This is a genomic window from Burkholderia sp. BCC0398, assembly GCF_902833245.1.
GTDB lineage: Bacteria > Pseudomonadota > Gammaproteobacteria > Burkholderiales > Burkholderiaceae > Burkholderia > Burkholderia sola.
In genome coordinates this window covers 175,592-199,826 of record NZ_CADFEM010000008.1, presented here as the reverse complement: position 1 = coordinate 199,826, position 24,235 = coordinate 175,592, and the positions used below count along the sequence as shown (strand labels likewise).

Sequence of the window (24,235 nt, the reverse complement as noted above, 5' to 3'; positions counted from 1 at the left end):
CATGCGCCGCCCGGTGCGGACCGTGCGTGTCGGTGGCCAGCTCAGTCGGCTGAAGAAAGATACGCGGCCAGACGACCGAGCATCGCGTCGCATCCGTGCAGTTGTTCGAGCGTGACGAACTCGTCGGGCTTGTGCCCCTGGTCCATGCTGCCGGGACCGCACACGACGGTCGGAATACCGGCCTGCCCGAACAGCCCGCCCTCGGTGCCGAACGCCACCGTGCCGAACGCGTCGGACCCGCTCAGCCACGCGATCAGCCGCGCGGCCTCGCCGTCCGGCGCGGTCGCCAGCCCCGGATACGCGCCGAGCGGTTTCAGTTGAATGTCGGTATCGGGCTGCACCGCGCGCATCCGCGGCAACAGTTCGGATTCCGCATAGTCCTGCAGCTTTCTCGGCACGTCGTGCGCATCGAAATCCGGCAGCGCGCGCACCTCGAAATCGAACTCGCATTCGGCCGGCACGATGTTCAGCGCGCGGCCACCCTTGATCAAGCCCGTCTGCACGGTCGAGAACGGCGGATCGAAGCGGCTGTCGTGCCGCTCGGGGCGTGCGAGCGCCGCGCCGATCTCGCCGAGCCGGCCGATCAGCTTCGCCGCATAGTCGATCGCGTTGACGCCCGACGGCGCGTAAGCCGAGTGACACGCGGCGCCCTTCACGTGGCAGCGCATCGCGAGCTTGCCCTTGTGACCGAGCACCGGCTTCAGTTCGGTCGGCTCGCCGATCACGCACAGCCGCGGACGATGTGCGCGCGCGGCCAGTTGTTCGAGCATCGGCCGCACGCCGACGCAACCGACTTCCTCGTCGTACGAGAACGCGAGATGCACGGGCACGCTCAGCGGCCGCGCGACGAACGCCGGCACGGCCGCGAGCACCGATGCGATGAAGCCCTTCATGTCGGCCGTGCCGCGACCGTACAGGCGGCCGCCGCGCTCGGTCAGCCGGAACGGCTCGACCGTCCATGCCTGCCCGTCGACCGGCACCACGTCGGTATGGCCCGACAGCGCGACGCCGCCGCGATCGCGCGGGCCGATCGTCGCGTACAGGCTCGCCTTCGTGCGTTCCGCGTTATAGAACAGCTCGCTTTCCACACCGAAACCCGCGAGATAGTTGCGGATGAAACCGATCATCTCGAGGTTCGAGTCGCGGCTGACCGTCGCGAAGCCGATCAGCCGTTCGAGCAGCGCGCGGCTCGACGGATCACTCATCGCCCGGTACTCCGTAACTCGGTGCGGCGGTCGGATTCAGCGCGCGCGTCTGGTAGTCCTGCATCTGCGGCCGATACGCGCGCCACAGCGCATCGAGTTGCCCGATCGGATCGGTATCGGCCCAGTCGACGCGCAGGTCGACGATCGGCCAGGTCACGTCACCGGCCACCTTCAGCGCGGCCGAATGCACGGGCCCGGCCTCGCCGCCGGCCGTCATCGCCGCGTGCATCGCGGCCAGCAGGCGATCGGCGAGCAGCCCGGGCGCGTGCTCGAAGGCCCGCACCATCGCATCGATCACGGCCGGCGCGGCCAGCAGATTGCCGGCCGCCACGCATTGCTCGCCCTGCACCGCGCGATGCGTGCCGAGCGCCTCCTTGCCGGTGAAGCATGCGGTCTGCCCCTGCCCGTCGATCGCCGTGACCTGCCGGTACTGGCTCCAGCCGTTCGCGCTCAACGCCCGGTCGAGCGCCGCGGCCGGCGCGAGCTGGTCGTGCTCGATCAGGTCGAGAATCTGCGGCCCAAGCGCCGGCAGCGTGATGTTCTGCGTCGCGACGGCGCCGACGCCCGCACGCACCCACGGGCAGCGCGCGCCCACCGCGATGCTCGACGAGCTGATCGCGATCCCGAGCTGCCCCGTCTCCGGGCAGCGTCCGACGATGGAGAACGTCATGTCGCCTCCCGTGCGCGGTTCGGCTGCCAGTTGTCGGGAATCACCGCGATCACGTCGATCTCCATCAGCCACTGCGGCTGACCGAGCGCGGAAACGACGAGCCCCGTCGAGATCGGGTAGACGCCCTTCAGCCACTTGCCGACTTCCTGGTACACGGGTTCGCGATAACGCGGATCGATCAGGTAGGTCGTCGTCTTCACGATATGCGTGATGTCGCTGCCGGCTTCCTCGAGCAACTGCTTGACGTTCTTCATCGCCTGCTCGGCCTGTGCACGCGGGTCGCCGAGGCCGATCAGGTTGCCGTCGAAATCGGTGCCGACCTGGCCGCGCACGTAGACGGTGTTGCCGGCCCGCACGGCCTGGCACAGGTCGTTGTCGAGCGTCTGGTTCGGGTAGGTATCCTTCGTGTTGAACATGCGGATACGCGTATGGGTAGGCTGGCTCATCGAGGTCCTTCGAGTGTCGGTGTGGTCGCCCGCCGCGCGGGAAGCGGTCGCGGCGGGGTCGTCAGGTCGTCAGTTCGCCGCTTCGGCGAGCGGGCGCGCGTCCGGCTGCGCCGCTTGGGCGGCCGCGCGGTGCTGCGCCGCATCGTGGTATGCGAGGTACTTGCGCTGCGTGACGATGTGATCGGCGATGCGCTTCGCGTCGTGCCACACGCCCCAGATGAAGCTGGAGCCGCGCCGCGACAGCCACGGCAGCCCGAGGAAATAGATGCCCGGCTCCTTCGACACGCCGCGCTGGTGCTGCGGCTTGCCGTTCGGCGCGAACGCGTCCACGTTCAGCCAGCCGTAGTCGACCGCATAGCCGGTCGCCCAGACGATCGACGTGACGCCCGCGCCGGCGAGATCGAGCGAGAGGATCGGATGCGAGACGCAGTCGGGATCCGGCAGGATGCGTCGCGCGGCCGGTTCTTCCGGCAGGTCGAGGCCATTGCGCGCCGCATACGCGTCGGCCGCGTCGAGCAGCGACAGGTAGTTCTCGTCGCCGCGCGCGAGATTGATCGCGAGATCGGGTTCGAACACGGCCACGCCGCCGTCGAACGACTTCGTCAACCCGACCAGCGTCACGCCCTGATTCGCGAGCGCGCGGAAATCGACCGTATGGCCGCCGCGCGCGCCGCTCACCGCGATCGTCACGTGTTCGCGGCCTGGCGTCGCGACTTCCTTGTCCCATTCGCCGAGCACGCCAAGCCACCAGCAGAAGTCGCGGCCGCGATACGCACGCGGCGGACGGTCGTGCGGCCCGACCGACAGGTAAACCTGCCGGCCCGCGCGCCGCAGCTCATCGGCGATCTGCACGCCCGACGAACCGGCGCCGACCACCAGCACCGCGCCTGCCGGCAGCTGGCCCGGGTTGCGATAGTCGGCGGAATGGATCTGCACGACGCGCGCGTCGTCCGGCGCGATCGGCGGAATCACCGGGCGCTGGAACGGGCCCGTCGCGACCACCACGCGGTTCGCCTCGATCATGCCGTCGGACGTCTCGACGACGAAGCCCGGCTTGCCCGTGTTGCGCACGACGTGTTTCACTTCGACGCCGGTGCGGATCGGCGCGTTGAATCGACGGGCATACGCTTCGAAGTAGTCCGCGACCTGGTCCTTCGTGGCGAACGCATCGGGATCGAGCCCGTCGAATTCGAGGCCGGGGAAACGGTCGTGCCACGCAGGGCCGTTCGCGACCAGCGAATCCCAGCGCCCGGTGCGCCAGCGTTCGGCGATGCGGTCACGCTCCAGCACGAGATGGGGCACGCCCAGCTTGCCCAGGTGCTCGCTCATCGCCACGCCGGCCTGCCCGGCGCCGACGACGAGCGTATCGATCGAGGTTGTTTCGACTGCCACGGCTGTCTCCTTCGGAAGTGCGGCTCATGCGACGCTTGTGTCGTCGCGTGAGCTGGAATGGAGACATTCTGCTGACAGGCCGCGTGGCGCGAAACGAGGTTTTTTGTTGGCGTTGACGAACAAAAAGCTGGGACGGGGCCGGCGCCCGCGCGCATCGCGGGCACCGGTTTCGACGGATCGCGCCGGCTACACGTTGGTCCACGCGGCGGTGCCCTTCTGATACTGCATCACGCCGCCATCAAGCCGCACCCGCAGGTTGCCGTCGGGCACCTGCACCCATTGGACCATGCCGAGGCTCATCATCAGCGCGACGAAGAAATCCTGCACCTCCGGCGACACGTTGGCCTGCCAGAGGTCGATGCGCCCGAGGCATGCACGCATGTTGCCGCTCTGCTGCATGATCGTCTCGACCTGTCCGGCGACATCCGCCGCCGTGTCGTAGACCTTCGTGCCGCCGTCGCCGACGATCGACAGATGGATGCCGCGCACCAACGTCGGCTGGCCCGGCGTCTGCTCGACGAGCGCGATGCAGCTCGTCATCGCGCCGAAATCGATTTCCGTCGCATCGCCCCATTTGCGCTCGCCAACCCGCAGCGGCGCGGCACCGTGTGCGTTCTGAATGATGTAAGACATGGGTTCCTCACATGATTGGACTGGACTGCCGGTAGCAGGCGCGACGCGTTCGACCACGAACGTGCATCGCGCCCGCCGCTCACATCCCGCATCGGGCCTGACGGCCCGGCGGGTCGTGTCGATGGAGACTGTTTCGCCCGCTGCACGCGTGGCCCGCGATTGCGCCGCGGTTCTCGACGCATGATCGCCCGCGACGTTCCTATCGACGCCGCGCCCGACGTGCGTGACGTGTCTCAGGTGCCCTTCTTGTCGAGCAGCGCCTGATACTTCTGCAGGCTCTCGTCGATCCGGTCGAGCGCGACGCTCGCGGCCTCCCCTTCGATCGCCTCCGCGGCGCCCGCGACGACCGCCGCGGTCGCGACGAACAGGTCCGTCAACAGCAGGCCCACCGCATCCATCGCCATGCCTTTCACGTCCTCGTCGATGGTCTTCTGCGCGAGGTCCTTCATCAGCACGCTCTTGCCCGCGATCGCCAGCGACGTCGACGCCTCGAAGTAGTTGGCCGCCGCCTGCGCGACCATGCCGCCGGCCTGCGTGATCATCATGTTCGGACCGACGGATATCTGCGTCGTCGCGTAGGACGCCGCCTCCGCGTTGATCGCCTGGACCGTCTTCAACGCCGATGGGGCGGCGCCGGACACGCCCGCGATCTGGTCCGGCGCCTTCAGCGCGTCGGTGAACCTGCGCAACCGGTTGACCGGCCACGCGCGCTTGCGGGCTGTCGACGTCGCGTCGTGCGGCGCAGCTTCGGCCGCGGCGTCCGCGACGTCGTCCGGTGCTTGCGTCGCGCCTTCTCCGCGTCCATCCAAAAGACCTTTCATGTTCATGGTTCAGGTGTCCCGATAGTCGTCGTGTCCTAGTGCGTGGAACCCGTCGGCGACCCGCCCGCCGCGGGCAGCGACGCGCCGCCCGATGCCGGCTTCGGCGATGCCTCGACGGACAGGATCATCGCCACGGCCTTCGACACGACGGCGTTCGAAATCTGGTTCAACGCCGCCTGCTGCTGGGTCATGTTCTGCGCCGAGATGCCGACGGCCTGGCTGAACATCTGGTAAAGCATGCCCAGCGCCTGGGCCGGCGAGCCCGCGACGACGTTGACGTTGGTCTGCGTCAGCGCATCGGTAATCTGCTCATTGACTTTGTCTGCCACGAGGCCTCCTCGGATCTCGGCTCCGGCATGCGATTGAAGGAACGGGCGGGCCGGCAGGCCATCGACCCCGCGCATGCCGTTAGGAACGCTGCGTGCCGGTATTCGTGAACGCGCTCACGCGAGTTCCTCGCGCAACTTCTTGCGCAGCAGCTCGACGCGCTTTCTGGCCAGCGGCTCGTTGATCCCGAGCGTCGCGGCGATGTGGAAATACGGCCGGTCCTCCTCGAACTTCAGCGTGAACAGCATCTGCTGCTGCGGCGAGAGCACCGACAACGCCTGTTCGAGACGCAGCAGCTGTTGCCGCAGCAGCAGTTGCTGCTCGACCGACGGCGCGTGGCCGGCCAGCTCGACGGCGTGATCGTCGTCCCACGCCGGGTCGAATTCGAGCATGCCGCTTTCGCGCAGGCGGCGGCGCGCGCCATCGAGGAACGCGTGGTTCAGCACCAGGAAGAGAAACCCGGCCAGGTTCTGAACGCGCCCGGGCGAACGCTGCAGGTAAATGTGGACCTTGAGGGCGGTGTCGGACAGCAATTCGTCGGCGCGGTGAATATCGCCCTTGCACAACAGGCGCGCGCGGCGCCGCAATTTCCCCTGCATTTCGCGCCACGTGCGATCGAGCTGCTGCGCCGGAGACTCGGGCGCGGCGGCAGCGTGCTGGTTCGAGGTTGTCATCCCGTGTCTTCCTTTTCTTTGGAAAACACAGAATCGATTCGATCCCGGGAATGGCGCTGTTACCCGCGTAACACCGCTATAACGATAATCGGAACCGGTAAATTTTCTTGATTATTGTGAACAGAAACATTAATCCCCCGGCATACTCCGATCCGTCGTTTCAGGTGCGTCGCCCGGCCTGAATTACGGCATTGCGATGAAAGAAAACGACTGCCGTCGCGCAGCGTTCGCGAGCCGGCACAAGGCAGTCCACGTCGCGCAGCCATGCGCCGTTGTCGCCGACGTGCCGCCATATCGGGACGGCCCGCCGATTATCCCGATATTTTCGTTATGCATTCTTCACGCCATGCCGAAGGCAGCGTTTTTCGCTAGGTGGCCGCATCGTCAAACAACCTCGCGCGGAAAACATGCCTGCCCTTGCCCACGCTCCAACGTTGCGCAACATACCGATACTCGCCGGTCTCCCGGAAAGTCTGATCGTCCATATCGAGCGGCATGCCACGCCCTGGCCCGAACACGGCAATCGCCTGTTGTTCTTCAAGGGCGATCCGGGGGATTTCGTCGCGTTCGTGCATCGCGGCCGCGTCTACAAGACGCTGCACGAACCCGGCGGGCGCGAGATCATTCTCGGCCACTCGATGCCCGGCGAACTCATCGGCGAAAACACGCTGATTCGCGCACACCGGCGCAACTTCACCGCCCAGTTGAGCCCCGACTGCCGCATTTCGGTGTTGCATCGCCAGTACTTCACGCCGCTGCTGGCGAACGCGGAATTCATGGGACGCATCCATGAGCAGCTGTGCCGGCATATCCAGCAGTTGAGCGATTTCGTCGAATCGGCATGCCTGTACCGCGTCGAAGCCCGGCTCGCGCGCCATCTGCTGAACCGCATGCAAGGGGACGGTCTCGAGGTGCCGCTGCCGGAGAACCAGAGCATCCTCGCGGCGATGCTCAACGTCAGCCGGCCGCGACTGAACAGCAGCCTGCAGAAGATGCAGCGCGACGGCCTGATCCGGCTGCACGAGCATGGTGTGACGATCGAGAAACCGGAGCAGCTCCGGACGATCGTCGACGCCAATTGAAGGCCGGCACGCCCGTGAGCCGGGCGGTGCCGTCGGCGGACGAAAGCCGCCTGCGCGGGTGGGGGCCGCGCGTCGCGCAGGTCAGCCGCGCCAGTGGCCGATGGCGTTCATCAACTGCGCGACCGCGGCCAGTTGCGACGCAACGCTGTCGTTCGCCGAGCGCGCCGCGCCAGCCGCCGCTGCCGCCGGCGACCCGGCATAGAGCTGCATGACGCCGACGGTCGTCGCGGCAAGGTTGGACATCGCCTGGTTCGCCTGCATCTGCACGGCGTTGTGCAGCAGGATCGCGGACGCATGACTGTTCGACTGCATGAGCGTGCCCAAGGCCACGGCGGGCGCTTCGCCCACCACCTTGACGTTGGCTTGCGTGACCGCGTCGGTCATCGCGGGAGAAACCTGTTCCGGCATGTCGTTGCTCCTGGTTGGCTCGCCGCTGCGGCGCTGTCACGGCGAAAGCATGAATAGGTCGGCCGGCGCCGATACGCGGCACCGGGGCCCGCTTGCGCGGGCAGGTCGACACGGCGTCCGACGCCGGGCGGCAGCGCCCGATGGGAGCCACCGCCCGGCGTCCGCGCCAGTGACGCGTCAGGCCAGCGCCTTGCCGAGCGCGAGCACGTCGGCCAGCACGGACAGCACGCCGTTCGAGCCGATTTCCGTCGCGGACGCGCCGGCGCTCGCCGGCCCGAGCGTGTACAGCTGCATCGTGCCAACGTTCGTCGAGGTCGGCAGTTGCACCGCGGCCTGCGACTGCTGCTGCACCGCGTTCTCGAACAACACGCTCAGCGAATGGCTCTGGGCCTGGTACAGCGAGCCCGTTGCCATCGCAGGCGCTTCGCCGACCACCTTGACGTTGGTCTGCGTGACCGCGTCGGTGATCGCGGCGTTGACCGCGCATGTCGTGCAGTTGCAGGGGTCTTTCGGGTCCTTCTCGTCTTTCGGGTCGTCTACACCGATAGGCATCGTATTTCTCCTGATTTGCGAACGGGCGCCGCATCGAATCGGCGCTGCCCGTTCTGTCGATTGCTCCGGAACACCGCGCGGCACGGCGGCGGCATCGGCGGCTCGCACCGCTTGCGCCGCCGCTCAACCACGGCGTTGCGATCGTGCGTCAGCCCTTGACTGCCTTCCCGATCGCGATCACGTCGGCCAGAATGGAAATGATCCCGTTCGCGCCGATTTCCGTGGCGGCCGCGCCCGCGCTTTCCGGCCCGATCGTGTAGAGCTGCATCGTCCCCACGTTCGTCGACGTTTGCGACTGGATCGCGGCCTGCGACTGCTGCTGCACCGCGTTCTCGAACAGGATGCTGAGCGAATGGCTCTGGGCCTGGTACAGCGAGCCCATCGCCATTGCCGGCGCTTCCGCGACCACCTTGACGTTGACCTGTGTGACCGCATCGGTAATCGCGGGATTGACCTGGCACACTTGACACGTTTCAGCCATTTGTTGCTCCTTGGTTCACGTAGTTGAGAGGTCGCACATCGAGCCGGCCGGTTCCGCTGTCGGCCGAATGACCCGCGTGCTAATCCATGGACGCTGGGCCGCGCGTATCGTGAACGGCAGCGGTGGGTTCGGTGGGTTCGACCGGGCCGGCGACGATGCTGCGCAACCGGTCCTCCATCGCGTCGAACCTGACGGCGAGCCGTTCGGCAAGCCGTTCGGCGAGCGCATCGCCGTATTGCCGGAAGCATGTTTCGATTTCCTGGCGGATCAGGCCCGTCAGTTGTTCGCCGATCATCGTCATCGCCTCGCGGGTGCTGTCCTGGATTCCGGCTGCGCCGGATGCCTGCGCGTCGCCGGCCGGCTCGTGCGCGTCGAGTACGCCCGATACTTTCCGTTGCTCCGACGCCAGCATGCCGAGCGTCGTCTCGTTCTGCGTGTCGATCGTCTGCAGGATGCCGCGCATCTTCTCGTACGCCTTTTGCTGGTTGAGTTGCAGAAAATGCTTGATCTGTTGGCGCGCCTCTTGCCGGGTTTTGAACTGGGGCAAGGGCGCGTTCGCGGTGCGCGCCTGCGTGGCAGGGCCGGCAGCGGGCGCCGACGCGTTTCCTTGCCGGCCCGACAGCCGCTCCAGCAGCGCCTGTTCGTCGGCGGGCTCGAGAGGCCGTCCGAGTCGCTTCTCCGCGAGCTGCCGCAGCAGCGGGTCGAGTGCTTCGTTGCTCATGGCTCACACCTCCTCGAGGTTCACGCGCGACACGGGTACGTGCGGTTCGGGGTTGGATGGACGCCGCGCCACGGCGGCTTGGTCGGCGTGCTGCAACGGATATCGCATGGGGTTCTCCGGGAAAGGGATGTGCGATGGCCTTGCCGGAAATTCGGCAGGACTGCTGCATGGACGAACCGTGCGACGGGTCTGTGAAGTCGGGCGGGGCCGCGTGCGGGCGGTGGGTGTCAGGTGAGCGGATAACCACCGACAGGCGCGGCCGTCGTTTGCGCATGCGGAGGAACGGCGACCTGCGGCCTCTCCGGCAGCATAGGGCCATCGGGCACGTATGCGCGGTCCGTACGCAGCGATACGGGATGCGACGCGGGTTTGACCGGCGACACCGGCACGGATGTGACCGCTTTCGCCGCGTCGATCAACGTCTCCTTGTTCCCGTCCCACTTGGGCAGCTTGGCAGGCGGCAGCGGCACGACCTTGTCCAGATTCGGCAGACGCAGGTCGGGGTCGCGTTCGAGGCGATCGGCAAGAACACTGTAGCGCTCGGCACGGGTTTCATCCTTGACATGGCCGACCAGTGCGTCCCCCTTGCCAAACGACGCACTCAACCACCCCGCGCTTTCGGCATTGCCGAATTTCACGCCTTCATGCAGCGTCTTGAGCGCGCGTTCGTTGTTCTCGCTCAATTCGGCTCGATCGCCCGCGATCGTCGTTCCCAATTCATACGCAGCAAGTCCGTTGCCTTGCGCGACCGCACATTCAAGCATCCGCAGGGCGATCTTGCGGTTGCCCCAGAAGCCCGCCTTCGGGTCGTCATAGAGCGCATCCATCTTGCCGCCCAGATACGCCATCGAACTCGGGCTGCCCATATCGGCGGCCAGTTGCCAGAATGCGTACGCGCGGCTGGCATCCTGCTTCACGCCCATTCCGTCCATGTGATACGTGCCCATCAGATCGTAGGCGGCCGGAATACCCAGCTTCATCGCCTGTTCGGTGATCTGAATCGCATGTTCCGAATCACGCTCCACGCCCTGCCCCTGCGCGTACGCATTCGCCAGATTCAGCATGGCCTTCCAGTGCTTGCGCTCGGCCGCTTTCGTCCACAAATCGACCGCGCCCTTGTAATCGCGCTGGTTCGGCCACAACAGCGAACTGGTCAGCGCCATGGCCTGCTGATTCCAGCGATCGGCGTCCGGATCGACAGGCGGAACCACGGCAGCTTCATGCCTGCACTCAAATGCCCCGCGATGCGGATTGAAGGCAGTCAGCGACATATTCCGGGGAAGCGTGTCGCCCTTCGAACAGGCTGTACCCGTGAAGATCAGGAAAACAGAAACCAATTGCGTGAAGCCAATGCGGCTGGCAGCAGTTGAACGTAATTGATTTCGCACGATTTCGAACACCCACGTAAGAAAAGGGAACACATTGTCGCGCGCTTATTATGGTGTGAGCGCACGAGATCAGAAGATCCCTCCGGTTTTTCCGAGCGATTTCATTGGCTACCGGCAATCGCGCCCGACCGGGAAACGCCCGGGCGTCGGCCCGTAGAGCGAACACGACGCCATCCATTCCGACCATTGCCCTACAATCCTTGACCATGCATACCGCCCCGAACTGGTAGCATGCGCATCGCTTCGCACGAGACCGTGCATTTCGGAATATACGATCCAACCCTTTTTTGAAGTCCCGGACACCCGGCCCTATGGGAAGCCCCGTTGACCCATTCCCGCAACACCCCGGCTCGCCTCGCGCGACCCGTTGCAGTAACCGTTGGAGTGGCGCACCCGCGCCTGCAAGCATGAAGAAATCGAAGCAGCCCACCCAGCCCCCTCGCGACAAGGACCGCACGCCGCTCGTACGCGCCGGCGCGTGGCTGCTGATGGCCGGCCTGCTATACCTGTTGTGGCCGTCCGCCGAAACCGCGTACCTCGCGATGGAGTCGGTGATCCGCTGACGCGCACGTCCGCGCGCGCACTACGCTATACTGCCGCGATGGAAACGAAACCCGCCTCGCCGATCGTGCATTGCTGGTGGCGCGCCTGACCCAGGCGGCCCGTTTCCTTTTGCATGTCCCAAACGTGATGCCGCCAGCGATGGCGGCATTTGCGTTTCTGCGATGACATCATGGCTGGCGGCTTCGATAACCCGGAGCCAACGACGACCATGACACACCCCACCCGCCCGACCATCCTCACTGGCGACCGCACGACCGGCCCGCTGCATCTCGGCCACTACATCGGCTCGCTGCGCGCGCGCGTGCAGATGCAGCACGACGCGACGCAATTCCTGCTGCTCGCCGATACGCAGGCGCTGACCGACAACATGGGCCGCCGCCAGCGCGTCACCGAGAACGTGATCGAGGTCGCGCTCGACTATCTCGCCGTCGGCATCGATCCGGCGATCTCGACGATCGTCGTGCAGTCGCAGGTGCCCGAACTCGCCGAGCTGTCGCAATACCTGCTCAACCTCGTCACGGTCGCGCGCCTCGAACGCAATCCGACCATCAAGGAAGAAATCCGCCTGCGCGGCTTCGAGCGCGACATCCCGGCCGGCTTCCTGACCTACCCGGTGAGCCAGGCGGCCGACATCACCGCGTTCAAGGCGACGCACGTGCCGGTCGGCGACGATCAGTTGCCGATGATCGAGCAGACCAACGAACTCGTGCGCCGCTTCAACGCGACCGTCGATAAGCCGGTGCTGGTCGAATGCGAGGCCGTGCTGTCGTCGGTCACGCGGCTGCCGGGCATCGACGGCAAGGCGAAGATGAGCAAGTCGCTCGGCAACGCGATCACGCTCGGCTCGACGCCGGACGAGATCGCGCAGGCCGTGAAGGACATGTATACGGACCCGAACCACCTGCGCGTGAGCGACCCCGGCCAGGTCGAAGGCAACGTCGTGTTCACGTTCCTCGATGCGTTCGAACCGGACGTGGCGAAGGTCGACGAGTTGAAGGCCCACTATCGCCGCGGCGGCCTCGGCGACAGCGTCGTCAAGCGCGTGCTGAACGAGCGGCTGCAGGCGCTGATCGAGCCGATCCGCACGCGCCGTCGAGCGTTCGAAGCGGACAAGGCCGAAGTGATGGCGATCCTGAAGCGCGGCACGCTGCATGCACGGGAAGTGGCGGGAGCGACGCTCGCGGAGGTGAAGGGGGCGATGGGGCTGACGTATTTCGATTGAGCGGCGCCGTCACGACCGCTCCCGCTCCGCGGCCGCCGCGTGACACACGGCCTCGATCCGGTTGCCGGCCGGATCGACCAGAAAAGCCGCATAGTAGTCGCCGTGGTACTGCGGCCGCAATCCGGGTTCACCGTCGGACTGGCCGCCCGTCGCAAGCCCTGCCTCGAAAAACGCATGCACCTGCTCGCGGGAAGCGGCCTTGAAACACCAGTGCCGCTTGCTCGCGCCGACTTCGGCGGGATCCAGATACACCGCCAAGAAGGTCGACTCCGGGTCATTCGCGCTGCAACGTTCGCCATAGCCGAGCGCATTGGGCCGGTCATAGACCTTGGCTGCGCCCAGCGCAGCCATGACGGCATCGTAGAAGGGGCGTGCCTGGTCGATATCCGGCACGCCGATCGACACGTGATCAAGCAATTGCATGGTGCGGGCTCCATTGAACGAGCACGAGTCTACACAACCGCCCCCGCTCGGGCCGAGCAACCTTACCGACGACTACACTACCGACCCCGCCGCCTACGTAATCTGATACGTCGACGCCGGCACGAATTCCTCGGGCATCGGCCGATCGCCGAGTTCGAGCACCGACCGCTCGATCGTGCGCGTGATCGCATCGAGCGCGAGCGCATTCGGCGCAAGGCCGAACGGCTCGGCCACTTCGTTCGCGATCGCCTCGAGCGCGATCAGCGTGTAGGAAATGAACACGCAGATCAGCGGCGTGAAGAACTCCGTCGAATCGACGAGCCCGAACGGCAGCAGCACGCAATACGCATACACGGTGCGATGGAGCAGTACGCTGTACGAAAACGGGATCGGCGTCGACTGGATGCGCTCGCAACCGCCGACCGACTTGCCGAGTGCGTCGAGTTGCGTCTCGAACATCCAGCAGGTCGCGTCGCTGCCGGGTGCGCGCCCCAGCGCACGCACGATGCCGCCGCGCAGTTCGTCGAGGATCGCGACCGGCTTGTAGCATTTGCCGCCGAGCGCGGCCGTGCGCTCCGCGCCGAGAATGCGCTGCAGGTCCGCGCTCGGATCGGTATGGCGCAGTTGATGCTTCAGCGCATACGCGAGCGCGATCAGCAGATCGGCGAGCCGGTTGCGCTCGGCGTCGCTCACGTTGTCGGGCAGGTAGCGATGCAGTTGCGACGTCACGGCGCGTGCGGCGATCAGCAGGTTGCCCCACAGATGCCGCGCCTCCTTGAAGCGCTCGAAGCTCGCGTTGTTGCGAAACCCGAGGAAGATCGCGAGCGCGAGCCCGAACAGCGTGAACGGCGCGGTGTTCAGCGGAATCTTCTCGCCGAAGATTCGGCCGTTCGTGAAGACCGCCAGCGTGCTGACGATCGCCATGAAGACGAGCTGCGGAATGATCGACTGCAGCACGGAGCCGTTCCATACGAACAGCATCCGGAGCCAGTTCTGTCGTGGTCGGACGATCATGATGTTTTCTCGACTGGCAAAGGAATAGGGAACCGGAATACGCAACCCGTTGCGCCCGCACCTGATGTGCAACGGCCCGCGCGTGGCGGGCCGCTTTCGCATCGAGTGCCGTGCCGCTCAGTGATAGCCGATGTCGCCCTCGCGCACCTTGCCGCGGAACACGCGGTACTGCATCGCGTTGTACACAAGGATGATCGGCAGCACGATCACGGTGCCGACGAGCGCGAACAACTGGCTCGAATGGCTCGACGATGCATCCCAGATCGACAGCGACGGCGGCACGATGTTCGGCCAGATGCTGATCACGAGCCCCGTGTAGCCGAGGAACACGAGCGCGAGCGTCAGCAGGAACGGCGTGGCCTCGTGCGCACGCTTCACCGCGTAGAAGATGCCCCATACGCATGCGACGACGAGGATCGGCACCGGCAGGAACCAGCCGAGGTTGCCGCTGCCGAACCAGCGGTGCGCGACGGCCGGCAGCCCGATCACGGTCCACAGGCTGACCACGCCCATCACCGCGAGCAGCACGCCCGTGAGCGGCTTCATCAGCAACCGCATCTTGCGCTGCAGTTCGCCGTCGACCTTCAGGATCAGCCAGCCGCAACCGAGCGTCGCATAGGTGACGAGCACGCCGATCCCGCACATCATGCTGAACGGCGACAGCCAGTCGAACGGCCCGCCCGCGAACTGGTTGTTCTCGATCTTGATGCCCTGCAGCAGCGAACCGAGCACGATCCCCTGGCAGAACGCGGCGAGCGCCGAGCCGCCGATGAACGCGAGGTCCCACATGTGCTGCGTGCGGGTCGCTTTCGCGCGCAGCTCGAACGCCGCGCCCCGGAAGATCAGCCCGACCAGCATCAGCACCAGCGGGAGGTAGTTCGCCGGCAGCAGCGTCGAATACACGACCGGGAACGCGCCATAGAGGCCCGCGCCGCCGAGCACGAGGAACGTCTCGTTGCCGTCCCACACCGGCGCGACGGTGTCGAGCATCACCTGGCGCTCGGCCTTCGCATCGAAGAACGGAAACAGCAGCCCGATGCCGAGATCGAAGCCGTCCAGCATCACGTAGATGAATACGCCGAGGCCGATGATCGCGGCCCACACGACAGGAAGATCGATATGCATGATTACTCCGCCTCCGTCACGTTCAGCGGCGTGGACAGCGCGCTCTTGCGCAGCCCCGGATGCCGGTGCAGCTCGATGTAGCCGGCCTGCGCAGCCGGCCCGCGCTTCATCAGTTTCATCATGTAGTAGATACCCGTTCCGAATACGAGGAAATACACGACCACGAAGATCAGCAGCGACACGCCGACCTGTTGCGCGGTGAGCGGCGCGACCGAATCGACGGTGCGCAGCACGCCGTACACGGTCCACGGCTGCCGCCCGACCTCGGTCGTGATCCAGCCGGCCAGCAGCGCGACGATGCCCGACGGCCCCATCGCGACCACGAACCACTGGAACCAGCGCGTCTCGTACAGGCGTCCGCCCTTTCTCAGCAGCAGCCCGAGCAGCGCGGTCAGCAGCATCAGCATCCCGAGGCCGGCCATGATCCGGAAGGTCCAGAAGATGATCGGTGAATACGGGCGGTCCTGCGGCGCGAATTCCTTCAGCCCGCGGATCTCGCCGTCCCAGCTGTGCGTGAGGATCAGGCTGCCGAGGTGCGGCACCTGGATCGCATAGCGCGTGGTTTCGGCCTGCATGTCGGGCAGCCCGACGAGGTTCAGCGCGGTGCCGCCCTTCTCCGTTTCCCACAACCCTTCGATCGCCGCGATCTTCGCCGGCTGGTATTCGCGCGTGTTCAGCCCGTGTGCGTCGCCGACGAAGATCTGGATCGGCGCGAGCACTAGCAGCATCCACAGCGCCATCGAGAAGCTGCGCTTCACCGGCTCGTCGCGGCGCCCCTTCAGCAGGTGCCACGCACCGCAGGCGGCGACGATGAAGCCCGCGACGATGAACGCCGCGATCGTCATGTGCGCGAGACGATACGGAAACGACGGGTTGAAGATGATCTTGAACCAGTCGACCGGCACGATGAGGCCGTTCTCGATCTTGTAGCCTTGCGGCGTCTGCATGAAACTGTTCGACGCGAGAATCCAGAACGTCGAGATCAGCGTGCCGACCGCGACCATCAGCGTCGCGAAGAAGTGCGCACGTGGGCTCACGCGCTGCCAGCCGAACAGCATCACGCCGAGGAAGCCGGCTTCGAGGAAGAACGCCGTCAGCACTTCGTACGTGAGCAGCGGCCCGGTGATGTTGCCCGCGACGCGCGAGAACCCGGACCAGTTGGTGCCGAACTCGTACGCCATCACGACGCCGGAGACCACGCCCATCCCGAAGCCGATCGCGAAGATCTTCGACCAGAACTGAAACATGGACTTGTAGGCGGCGTCGCCGGTGACGAGGTAGCGCCATTCCAGCACCGCCAGGAAGCTCGCCATGCCGATGCTGATCGCGGGGAACACGATGTGGAACGACACCGTGAATGCGAATTGCAATCGGGCGAGATGGAACGCATCGAAGATTTCCATGACCGTAATTTGCTCGTGGTTGTGAGGACGTACGCTCGAAGCAGGAAATCGCGCGACGGCTTGGCGACGACACATGCGAACCCGAACGGCGGCTCGCACGGCATCGAAGCGTGAACGACGATATCGCGTTTGCAACGATACTCGCAATCAATCGAACGTGCGCTGAAACTGTGCTGCTTGCACCGCCGAAGATGTGTGCACGGAAAATAGTTACCATGCCGACGGGACGCTCAGCTGTACTGCTTTTCGTGTGGCGGCGCTGTATCCCGGGCGCACTGTTCACTCCACTTAACATGTTGTCCAACGCCTGCCCGCGGCGGTCGCGCGCCCTTCGCCGCCCGCCCTGCGGCGTCGATTCCCGTGGTTCGGCGCACACGCCGGGCCCGGCCGGCCCGCCGGCCGCCCCGCCCTGGAGAAACCTGCATGGAGTCCTGCATCCGCCGCGACGATCCGACCGGCAGCACCGCGTGTCGGGTGACGCGCCATCGCGCCGGCGACGCGCTCGACACCGTCGATCGCGTCGTCGACGAAACCCCGGTTGCGCTCGTGTTCAACGGCATCTCGCACACGGTCATGATGGCGACGCCGATCGACCTCGACGCGTTCGGCCTCGGCTTCGCGCTGAGCGAAGGCATCGTCGAGCGCGCGTCGGACGTCTTCGACATCGAAAGCGAGTGCCGGCCCGGCAGCGCCGAAGTGCGGCTGACCGTGTCGCAGCAGGCGTTCATGGCGCTGAAGGCCCACCGCCGCGCGCTGGCCGGCCGCACCGGCTGCGGCGTGTGCGGCATCGAAAGCATCGCGCAGCTCGACCTGCACCCGCCACGGATCGCGGCCGCCGGCACGGCCGCGGGCATCGGCGGCGACGCGATCGCGCGCGCCGCGCGTGCGTTGCCGGCGCGGCAGACGCTGATGCGCGAGACCGGCGGCATCCATGCGGCCGCGTGGTGCGATAACAACGGCGCCGTGCTCGACGTGTGCGAGGACGTCGGCCGCCACAACGCACTCGACAAGCTGATCGGGCAGCGCGCGCGCCGCCGCGCCGACCTGCACGCGGGTTTCGTGTTCCTGTCGAGCCGCGCGAGCTACGAACTGGTGCGCAAGGCCGCGCGGGTCGGCATCCCGATGATCGCGACGATCTCGGCGCCGACGGCGCTCGCGATCGACGTCGCCCGCGAAGCCGGCGTGCGGCTGCTCGGTTTCTGCCGCAACGACGGCTTCGTCGAATACGTGTCGCCCGCCGCCGTTCACCTCGACCCACCCGCGCCCGCAACGGCGCATCCGGCCCACTCGTCATGACGCACCTGTCCGATTTCGATACCGCGCAGCAACGATTCGCCGCCGCGTTCGCGCCGCTCGAGGCCGCCACCTCCGTGCCGATCGCGCAAGCGGCCGGCCACGTGCTGGCCGCGCCGCTGACGGCCGTGCTCGACCAGCCGCCGGCCGACCATAGCGCGATGGACGGCTACGCCGTGCGTCATGCGGACCTCGCGCACGGCGAGCCGCTGCGTGTCGCACAGCGCTGCTATGCAGGCGATACGCCGGCGCCGCTCGCGCCGCGCACGGCTGCGCGCCTCTTCACCGGCAGCCTGATTCCGCCCGGCGCCGACACCGTCGTGATGCAGGAGCATGCGCACGAACAGGACGGCGGTGTCACGTTCGACGCGCCCCAGCGCAGCGGGTCGCACATTCGCCGCCGCGGCGAGGAAGTGCGTGCCGGCGAGCTGCTCGTGCCGGCCGGCGTGCGAATGGGCGCGATGCACGTCGGCGTGGCCGCCGCGCAGGGGTTCGCGCGGATCGACGTGCGCGCGGCGTTGCGCGTCGGCATCCTGACGACCGGCGACGAGCTGGTCGCGTGCGGCGAGCCGCGCGCGCCGCAGCAGATCTACAACAGCAATGCGCCGATGCTCGCCGCGCTGGTCGCGGGAACCGGCGCCGACGTCGCGATGAGCGTGCACGCGGCCGATACGGCGGCCGCCGTCGATCGGGCGCTGCGCGACCTGCACGCGCAGTGCGACCTCGTGATCTGCGTCGGCGGCGCGTCGGTCGGCGACAAGGACCTGCTGCGCCCCACGCTGGCCGCGCTCGGCGCGTCGTTCGTCGTCGCCGGCGTGCGCATGAAGCCCGGCAAGCCGGTCGCGCTCGCACGGCTCGATACGCGGCCCGTCGTGCTGCTGCCCGGCAATCCGGGCGCCGCGATGACGACGTTCGCACTGTTCGTCGCGCCGCTGATCCGCCGCCTGCAGGGGCGCGACGCGTGCGTGCCGGTCGTGCCGTCGCTGCCGATCGACACCGGCTTCGAGCCGGATGCGCAGCGCGAGCGCTTCGTGCGCGTGCGCTGTACGGTGGACGCAAACGGTGCGCCCGTGCTCGATACGCTGCGTCAGCAAGGCGCCGGCACGCTGCAGTCGCTGGTGCAGGCAAGCGGGCTCGCGCGGCTGCCGGCCGGGCGCACCATCGCGCGCGGCGACGCGGTTCCGTACTACGAATTCGCGCGCTGGCTCGCATGAGCGTGAAGTCGACTTTCCACCCGATACGGCGCGTTCGCCTCACTTGCCGCGCCTGTCGCGCGTCCCGGGCGGCGAACTGTATTCCTGCGATTCGGACGCGATTGTGTCTCTGCCGGCCCAACCCGGCGGACTATGCTCACGATGAGGCTCGTCACGACCTGTGCGCCGATACGTCGGCACACGCACGGCCGAGCGGCGACGCCCCTCCGCTTACTACATGCAGGCCGACGACCCGATCGTGAATGCCATCGTTTCCGCCGCGCCGGCCGCCGCCGTTTCATCCGGCGACGCATCGCCCGGTGCTTTCCTCCGCCCGTCCGACACGCTCGGCCGTCCGCTGCGCGACCTGCGCCTGTCCGTCATCGACCAGTGCAATTTCCGCTGCGGCTACTGCATGCCGCGCGAAAGCTTCGGCGCCGACTACGCGTTCATGCCGTCGTCCGAGCGCTTGTCGTTCGCGCAACTGGAAAAGATCGCCCGCGCGTTCACATCGCTCGGCGTCGAGAAGATCCGCATCACGGGCGGCGAGCCGCTGCTGCGCCGTCACCTCGAAGCGCTGATCGAACGGCTCGCCGCGCTGACGACCGTCGACGGCAAGCCCGTCGAAATCGCACTGACGACCAACGGCTCGCTGCTCGCCGCGAAGGCGCGCACGCTGCGCGACGCGGGGCTGTCGCGCGTGACCGTGAGCCTCGATGCGCTCGACGACACTGTGTTCCGCCGGATGAGCGACGCCGACGTGCCGGTGTCGCGCGTGCTGGCCGGCATCGAGGCCGCGCACGCGGCCGGGCTCGCGCCGGTCAAGGTCAACGCGGTGATCGAGCGCGGCGTGAACGACGACCAGATCCTGCCGCTCGTGCGGCACTTCCGGCACACGGGCGTGGCCGTGCGTTTCATCGAATACATGGACGTCGGCGGCGCCAGCTTCTGGTCCGGCGACAAGGTCGTGCCGGCCGCGCGGATGCGCGAACTGATCGACGCGCACTATCCGCTCGTGCTCGTCGGCGAGCCGGGGCACGACGCCACCGCGATTCGTTGCGCGCACATCGATGGAGCAGGCGAAGTCGGCTTCATCGCGAGCGTGTCGCATCCGTTCTGCGGCACGTGCTCGCGCGCCCGCGTGTCGGCCGACGGCCAGCTTTATACGTGCCTGTTCGCGACGCAGGGTGCCGACCTGCGGCCGTGGCTCGACGATGCGGCGTCGATCGCCGACCTCGCCACCGCCGTGCGCGAACGCTGGACGCGGCGCGACGACCGCTATTCCGAGCGCCGGGCCGCACGGCCGGCCCGCGCGCCGGGCAAGACCTATCCGACCGTGCGCATGTCGCTCGTCGGCGGCTGAAGGGCCGCCGCGCGACACCGGATGCGCCGCCTACTGGAGAACCTGTCATGACGACTTTCACCGAATCCCGCGCCGGGCTGCCGGACGATCCGCTGCATGCCGGCAACCCCGCGCCGCCCGTCGATGCGGCCGGCACTCAGCCCGAATCGGCGCCCGCGATTGCGGCCGGCTTCGAAGTACGCGTGCAGCATGCGCCGATCGACGCGGGCGCGGAGCTTGCACCGATCGTTCGCAATCCGAATGTCGGTGCGGTCGTGAATTTTCTTGGGGTGGTGCGCAAGGAAGGCGATGTCGACGACGTCGTCGCACTGGAAGTCGAGCATTACCCGACGATGACCGAACAGGCGCTGTGGAGCATCGTCGAGGAAGCGAGCGCGCGCTGGCGGCTCGAAGCGGTCAGGATCGTGCACCGCGTCGGCCGCATTCCGCTCGGCCAGCCGGTCGTCCTGGTCGTGGTGGCCGCCGCGCATCGCGCGTCCGCGTTCGATGCGTGCGAATTCCTGATGGATTTCCTGAAGACCCATGCGCCGTTCTGGAAGAAGGAGATTCGGCACGACGGGGAATCCGGGTGGGTCGAGGCAAAGGCGCACGACGACCAGGCGATGCGACGCTGGGGGTGATTGCGTTCGCTTCGTGTCTCCGATTCCGCTGTTCCTTCTGAAGACAATCCAATGAAACTGACGATCAAATACTTCGCAAGCATTCGCGAACAACTGGCAATCGATGAAGAAGCCGTCGAGATCGATGCCCGCGAACTCACCGTCGACGCGCTACGCGGCACGCTGGCCGCCCGCGACGCGCGCAGCGCGGACGCGCTGCGGATGGACCGCCCCGTGCGGGCGGCCGTGAACCTCGAAATGGTGACCGGGGACTTCGTCGTGCGGGAGGATAGCGAGGTCGCGTTCTTTCCGCCGGTGACGGGGGGATGACGCGACGCGCGGGGTTGCGCGCTTGCATGCAGTCGTTTCGCCGCGCTCGATGGATCGAGCGCGAACGCGGTCATCGGCGCCGGCGTGGAAAAACAAAGGTTCTTCACGGATTCCCGGCGAGAGTCGGGGAGGAACATCGGCTGCCGGTCATTTTGAGATGTTCGACATCGTGGTCTGGTTCGTCGACAATCCGCTTGGGGTTCAGGCTCTAGAGTCACGAGTGCTCCCAATTAGCGAACAATCGAATGGCGCGAGAATGACCTCGTACGCAGAAATATATTTGAAAGATTTTCACTGCCGCCGGGCAGGAGCAACGCGTCGAGCCTACGGTAATCGACCTGCACGATCTGCGCAGGCAGCATACCCCTCCTCCTATCACGCACTGGCGAATCGTGTACCGAATGACGCGATGTCGCGGACTGTGCTCGATCTGGCATGTGGTGATGGGCCATTGCTGCAAATTCTGAACGACAGGGGGCATGCAGCAACGAAGCTAATTGGCATAGACATGAGCGATGGCGAGTTGAGCCTGGCTCGGCGAATATTGCCGCACGAAATACGATTGCTTAACGAGCGTGCACAAGAAGTGTCGCTCGGTAGCGGCTCGGTAGACTACGTGCTGTCGCACATGGCTCTCATGTTGATGGACGATATCGAACAAGTTGTTCGAGAGATTCGCCGGGTATTGCGTGACGGCGGCAGCTTTTCCGCTATCGTCGGGCGGAGCTTTTTGACTGGCAAGGTCGGCGAAGTATTTTTGGACATCTTCAAGCCAATCGCGAAGGATCAGCTCACAGAGTTGCGGCTCGGTGATGCGCGCACACGCAGTGAAGCGGGGTGGCAAGAACTATTAAAGCCCGATTTTGTTGATGTGGCTTTTGAAGACATCGAAATCGACTGGGCACCTACACCCGAGCAGCTGTGGTTGAAAATGCTGGACACCTACGACGCCGACCGGATGTCGGAAGCGGCGCGCGTACAGTTCAAAAGTGAACTGTTGTCGGCGTTCGCGCCCATGCAAAGCGAAGACGGTACGTTGCAAACTGGATGGGGCCTGCGTCTTGTTCAGGCCACTGCTGCCTAGATGCTCGCTCGTCCAGCGATACAAAACGCATGATTCCGCTGTCGGCCAGTTTCAGACACTCGACCATACGGACTAGATCGCCGACAATCGGCAGTACCCGCTTACGTTTGGTCAATATCGATGAAAGTTTCGAGAGATTTCGGAATCGTTGTCCGGCGGGCTGCGCTAGCAGCCAAGAATGTCGACCTATCGACGGTCATGGTCGAATTCAATTTTCGGGAATATTTTGACGAATCCGATAGCCTCTTGTCGCTTGGCCCGTTCTTCGGCGGCGATGCGGCCGATGAGTGCACGAAGTCATTGGAACGGCTTGGGCTAACATACATCGACGACTTTTTTGTCTTTGAGCAGTTTGTGCCCGCCTGGTGTTCGTTCGAAGTATTTTGATGTGAGTGTCGATATCGAGTTGCCGAGGTTGAATCCGCATCCAAAAGCGGTCGCTCGACGCTGCAGCCTAGATCGACGACATCGACCAAACTGAGCGAAATCCAAATGAAGACCAGATGCGCTAGCGCTGAGCCCACCCCAGGCGCCCGGCTGCAATACAACAGGAAGCTCTATGCCGACATTCTCGTGGGAGCCGTTGGATTTTCTTGAAGCACTTGAAGTCTCTCCAGTCGAGGAAGAGTATGGGATCTCCTACCGGTATCTCGTTTCGAGAGGCTCCGTTTTCTTGAGTCTAACTATATGGCCACTCAATTGCGACGTTGAGATTTTGCTTGGCAATGCAAGGGGTGCAGAGCCGCTTGTTCGGCTCAACTTGTTGGATTGTCCAGGTGCGCGTGTCATGCGAGACGATGAGCGGACATATATCGAATTCTGTGCTGCCAAGGTATTCGGAGGGCGATACGACCAGACACATACGCCGCCTTACGGATTTCGATTGCAACTCGAGCCGTTTATTCAGATCTCGACGTTTTCGTACCCCGTCTAATAAAACTTGGACGTTGGCGACAAGGTCCGCTGCGGTCCTAGGGCGGTACGATTGTGCGCCACCGAACGACCGCTTTGGGGACATCCCGCTGACCGCTCAGGGTCGGCCAGCGACGTCCACGGAAAACCATGAGGAACCAAAACAAAGCCGGCACGAGGCCGGCTTTGTCATCGAAACACAACGTACCGCCCGCGCCCCTTCACCGCATGCACGCCACGGCCAGCTTCCCGACCGTGATCACCGCCTGCTCGATCTCCGGCGACCACGGGCTGCTGTAGTTCAACCGGATGAAGTTCCGGTAGTTGTCCGTGATCGAAAACATGTAGCCCGGGCCGATCGTGATCCCCTGCTCCAGCGCAAGCTGGTACAACCGCATCGCATCGACCTGCGCCGGCAACTCGACCCACAGCACGTACCCGCCCGCCGGGCTCGACATGCGCGTGCCTTCCGGAAAGAACCGCGACACCATCGCGCGCATCAGGTTCGCCTGCTGCGCATACGCCTTGCGAATTCGCCGCAGGTGATGCTCGTAGCCGTCGCGTTCGAGAAACTCCGCGATCGCCAGCTGCGGCAACGACGGCGTCGCGAGCGTATTCAGGAACTTCAGCTTCTCGACCTGATCGCGATAACGGCCCGGCAGCGCCCAGCCGATCCGGTACGCGGCCGTCAGGCTCTTCGAGAACGACGAGCAATGCAGCACGATCCCGGTCCGGTCGTAGGATTTCAATGAACTCGGATGCGTATCGCCGAAATACAGTTCGTTGTATACGCCGTTCTCGATGATCGGCATGCCGGCCTTCGTTGCGAACTCAACCAGTTCGCGCTTGCGCTCGTCCGGCATCTGGAAACCCAGCGGATTCTGGAAGTTCGGCATCACCATGCACGCGG

28 protein-coding genes are annotated in these 24,235 nt (G+C 65.6%); 10 read left to right on the top strand and 18 right to left on the bottom strand.

All coding sequences use genetic code 11. The features are described from left to right. Positions 1–41: 41 nt before the first annotated feature. From argE to HWX76_RS19165, 8 genes are all read right to left on the bottom strand, one after another. On the bottom strand, positions 42–1,205 hold the full coding sequence (gene argE, locus HWX76_RS19200; protein WP_176016183.1) for an acetylornithine deacetylase: 1,164 nt from the start codon (positions 1,203–1,205) through the stop codon (positions 42–44). Continuing rightward, positions 1,198–1,875, bottom strand: coding sequence for a DUF1028 domain-containing protein (locus HWX76_RS19195; RefSeq protein ID WP_050014028.1), 678 nt, complete (start codon positions 1,873–1,875; stop codon positions 1,198–1,200). The genes argE and HWX76_RS19195 overlap by 8 nt, the downstream gene beginning before the upstream one ends. After that, positions 1,872–2,321 carry a RidA family protein gene (locus HWX76_RS19190; RefSeq protein ID WP_050014029.1) on the bottom strand — a complete coding sequence of 150 codons (450 nt, stop codon included), beginning with the start codon at positions 2,319–2,321 and terminating at the stop codon, positions 1,872–1,874. Before HWX76_RS19190 ends, HWX76_RS19195 begins: the two co-directional genes overlap by 4 nt. Before the next feature lie 69 nt (positions 2,322–2,390). Continuing rightward, positions 2,391–3,713, bottom strand: coding sequence for an NAD(P)/FAD-dependent oxidoreductase (locus HWX76_RS19185; RefSeq protein ID WP_176016182.1), 1,323 nt, complete (start codon positions 3,711–3,713; stop codon positions 2,391–2,393). 186 nt (positions 3,714–3,899) lie between these two features. Then, positions 3,900–4,346 carry a hypothetical protein gene (locus tag HWX76_RS19180; protein ID WP_176016181.1) on the bottom strand — a complete coding sequence of 149 codons (447 nt, stop codon included), beginning with the start codon at positions 4,344–4,346 and terminating at the stop codon, positions 3,900–3,902. 233 nt (positions 4,347–4,579) lie between these two features. Then, a complete protein-coding gene (locus HWX76_RS19175; RefSeq protein WP_239469013.1) occupies positions 4,580–5,167 on the bottom strand; it encodes a hypothetical protein in 588 nt (195 codons plus the stop codon). Between the two features lie 35 nt (positions 5,168–5,202). After that, the gene (locus tag HWX76_RS19170; RefSeq protein WP_050014033.1) at positions 5,203–5,496 is read right to left on the bottom strand and encodes a RebB family R body protein; all 294 of its coding nucleotides are present in this window, start codon (positions 5,494–5,496) and stop codon (positions 5,203–5,205) included. A gap of 114 nt (positions 5,497–5,610) precedes the next feature. Next, positions 5,611–6,168, bottom strand: a complete 558-nt coding sequence (locus HWX76_RS19165) for a sigma-70 family RNA polymerase sigma factor (RefSeq protein ID WP_050014034.1) — start codon at positions 6,166–6,168, stop codon at positions 5,611–5,613. A 407-nt stretch (positions 6,169–6,575) separates the two neighbouring features. On the opposite strand from HWX76_RS19165, the gene HWX76_RS19160 reads away from it, so the two are divergent. Next, positions 6,576–7,250, top strand: a complete 675-nt coding sequence (locus HWX76_RS19160) for a Crp/Fnr family transcriptional regulator (RefSeq protein ID WP_050014035.1) — start codon at positions 6,576–6,578, stop codon at positions 7,248–7,250. Positions 7,251–7,331: 81 nt separating this feature from the next. Here HWX76_RS19160 and HWX76_RS19155 read toward each other — a convergent pair whose 3' ends face one another. The 5 genes from HWX76_RS19155 to HWX76_RS19135 form a co-directional block, all read right to left on the bottom strand. Further along, on the bottom strand, positions 7,332–7,658 hold the full coding sequence (locus HWX76_RS19155; RefSeq protein ID WP_050014036.1) for a RebB family R body protein: 327 nt from the start codon (positions 7,656–7,658) through the stop codon (positions 7,332–7,334). 177 nt (positions 7,659–7,835) lie between these two features. Next, positions 7,836–8,210 carry a RebB family R body protein gene (locus HWX76_RS19150; RefSeq protein ID WP_089490310.1) on the bottom strand — a complete coding sequence of 125 codons (375 nt, stop codon included), beginning with the start codon at positions 8,208–8,210 and terminating at the stop codon, positions 7,836–7,838. Positions 8,211–8,358: 148 nt separating this feature from the next. Beyond that, positions 8,359–8,691, bottom strand: a complete 333-nt coding sequence (locus HWX76_RS19145) for a RebB family R body protein (RefSeq protein WP_050014037.1) — start codon at positions 8,689–8,691, stop codon at positions 8,359–8,361. Between the two features lie 79 nt (positions 8,692–8,770). Further along, positions 8,771–9,412, bottom strand: coding sequence for a hypothetical protein (locus HWX76_RS19140; RefSeq protein WP_176016179.1), 642 nt, complete (start codon positions 9,410–9,412; stop codon positions 8,771–8,773). A 227-nt stretch (positions 9,413–9,639) separates the two neighbouring features. Beyond that, on the bottom strand, positions 9,640–10,800 hold the full coding sequence (locus HWX76_RS19135) for a DUF6396 domain-containing protein (RefSeq protein WP_244137987.1): 1,161 nt from the start codon (positions 10,798–10,800) through the stop codon (positions 9,640–9,642). A gap of 407 nt (positions 10,801–11,207) precedes the next feature. On the opposite strand from HWX76_RS19135, the gene HWX76_RS19130 reads away from it, so the two are divergent. Together HWX76_RS19130 and trpS are read left to right on the top strand one after the other, a co-directional pair. Beyond that, complete coding sequence (locus HWX76_RS19130) at positions 11,208–11,363, top strand: hypothetical protein (RefSeq protein ID WP_176016178.1); 156 nt, start codon at positions 11,208–11,210, stop codon at positions 11,361–11,363. A gap of 209 nt (positions 11,364–11,572) precedes the next feature. Then, positions 11,573–12,586, top strand: coding sequence for a tryptophan--tRNA ligase (trpS, locus tag HWX76_RS19125; RefSeq protein WP_124557622.1), 1,014 nt, complete (start codon positions 11,573–11,575; stop codon positions 12,584–12,586). 9 nt (positions 12,587–12,595) lie between these two features. Here the strand turns inward: trpS and HWX76_RS19120 are convergent, their stop codons facing one another. From HWX76_RS19120 to HWX76_RS19105, 4 genes are all read right to left on the bottom strand, one after another. Beyond that, complete coding sequence (locus HWX76_RS19120) at positions 12,596–13,009, bottom strand: VOC family protein (RefSeq protein ID WP_089490308.1); 414 nt, start codon at positions 13,007–13,009, stop codon at positions 12,596–12,598. A 93-nt stretch (positions 13,010–13,102) separates the two neighbouring features. Then, positions 13,103–14,023 carry a bestrophin family ion channel gene (locus tag HWX76_RS19115; RefSeq protein ID WP_050014041.1) on the bottom strand — a complete coding sequence of 307 codons (921 nt, stop codon included), beginning with the start codon at positions 14,021–14,023 and terminating at the stop codon, positions 13,103–13,105. 117 nt (positions 14,024–14,140) lie between these two features. Beyond that, positions 14,141–15,148 (bottom strand): cytochrome d ubiquinol oxidase subunit II, encoded by a 1,008-nt coding sequence (cydB, locus tag HWX76_RS19110; RefSeq protein WP_050014042.1) that lies wholly within the window; start codon positions 15,146–15,148, stop codon positions 14,141–14,143. A 2-nt stretch (positions 15,149–15,150) separates the two neighbouring features. Next, positions 15,151–16,551, bottom strand: coding sequence for a cytochrome ubiquinol oxidase subunit I (locus tag HWX76_RS19105; RefSeq protein WP_050014043.1), 1,401 nt, complete (start codon positions 16,549–16,551; stop codon positions 15,151–15,153). A gap of 423 nt (positions 16,552–16,974) precedes the next feature. Here HWX76_RS19105 and fdhD point away from each other — a divergent pair, with 423 nt between their 5' ends. The 7 genes from fdhD (at position 16,975) to HWX76_RS19070 (ending at position 22,800) form a co-directional block, all read left to right on the top strand. Continuing rightward, positions 16,975–17,847 carry a formate dehydrogenase accessory sulfurtransferase FdhD gene (fdhD, locus tag HWX76_RS19100; RefSeq protein ID WP_124557623.1) on the top strand — a complete coding sequence of 291 codons (873 nt, stop codon included), beginning with the start codon at positions 16,975–16,977 and terminating at the stop codon, positions 17,845–17,847. Then, positions 17,844–19,058, top strand: coding sequence for a gephyrin-like molybdotransferase Glp (gene glp / locus HWX76_RS19095; RefSeq protein WP_124593746.1), 1,215 nt, complete (start codon positions 17,844–17,846; stop codon positions 19,056–19,058). Before fdhD ends, glp begins: the two co-directional genes overlap by 4 nt. Positions 19,059–19,275: 217 nt before the next feature. Further along, positions 19,276–20,400 carry a GTP 3',8-cyclase MoaA gene (moaA, locus tag HWX76_RS19090; protein ID WP_124631037.1) on the top strand — a complete coding sequence of 375 codons (1,125 nt, stop codon included), beginning with the start codon at positions 19,276–19,278 and terminating at the stop codon, positions 20,398–20,400. A gap of 47 nt (positions 20,401–20,447) precedes the next feature. Further along, positions 20,448–21,020 (top strand): molybdenum cofactor biosynthesis protein MoaE, encoded by a 573-nt coding sequence (locus HWX76_RS19085; protein WP_050014047.1) that lies wholly within the window; start codon positions 20,448–20,450, stop codon positions 21,018–21,020. A 51-nt stretch (positions 21,021–21,071) separates the two neighbouring features. Then, positions 21,072–21,329 (top strand): molybdopterin converting factor subunit 1, encoded by a 258-nt coding sequence (moaD, locus tag HWX76_RS19080; protein WP_050014048.1) that lies wholly within the window; start codon positions 21,072–21,074, stop codon positions 21,327–21,329. Positions 21,330–21,486: 157 nt separating this feature from the next. Then, entirely contained in the window at positions 21,487–22,413 is a 927-nt protein-coding gene (locus tag HWX76_RS19075; RefSeq protein WP_239469016.1) for a class I SAM-dependent methyltransferase, read from the top strand. A gap of 120 nt (positions 22,414–22,533) precedes the next feature. Continuing rightward, positions 22,534–22,800: a hypothetical protein gene (locus HWX76_RS19070; protein WP_124631038.1), complete on the top strand. Its 267-nt coding sequence runs from the start codon at positions 22,534–22,536 to the stop codon at positions 22,798–22,800. 746 nt (positions 22,801–23,546) lie between these two features. On the opposite strand, the gene HWX76_RS36710 is transcribed toward HWX76_RS19070, so the two are convergent. Continuing rightward, on the bottom strand, positions 23,547–24,235 hold a 689-nt coding region (locus HWX76_RS36710; protein ID WP_244137986.1), incomplete at its 5' end, for a PLP-dependent aminotransferase family protein.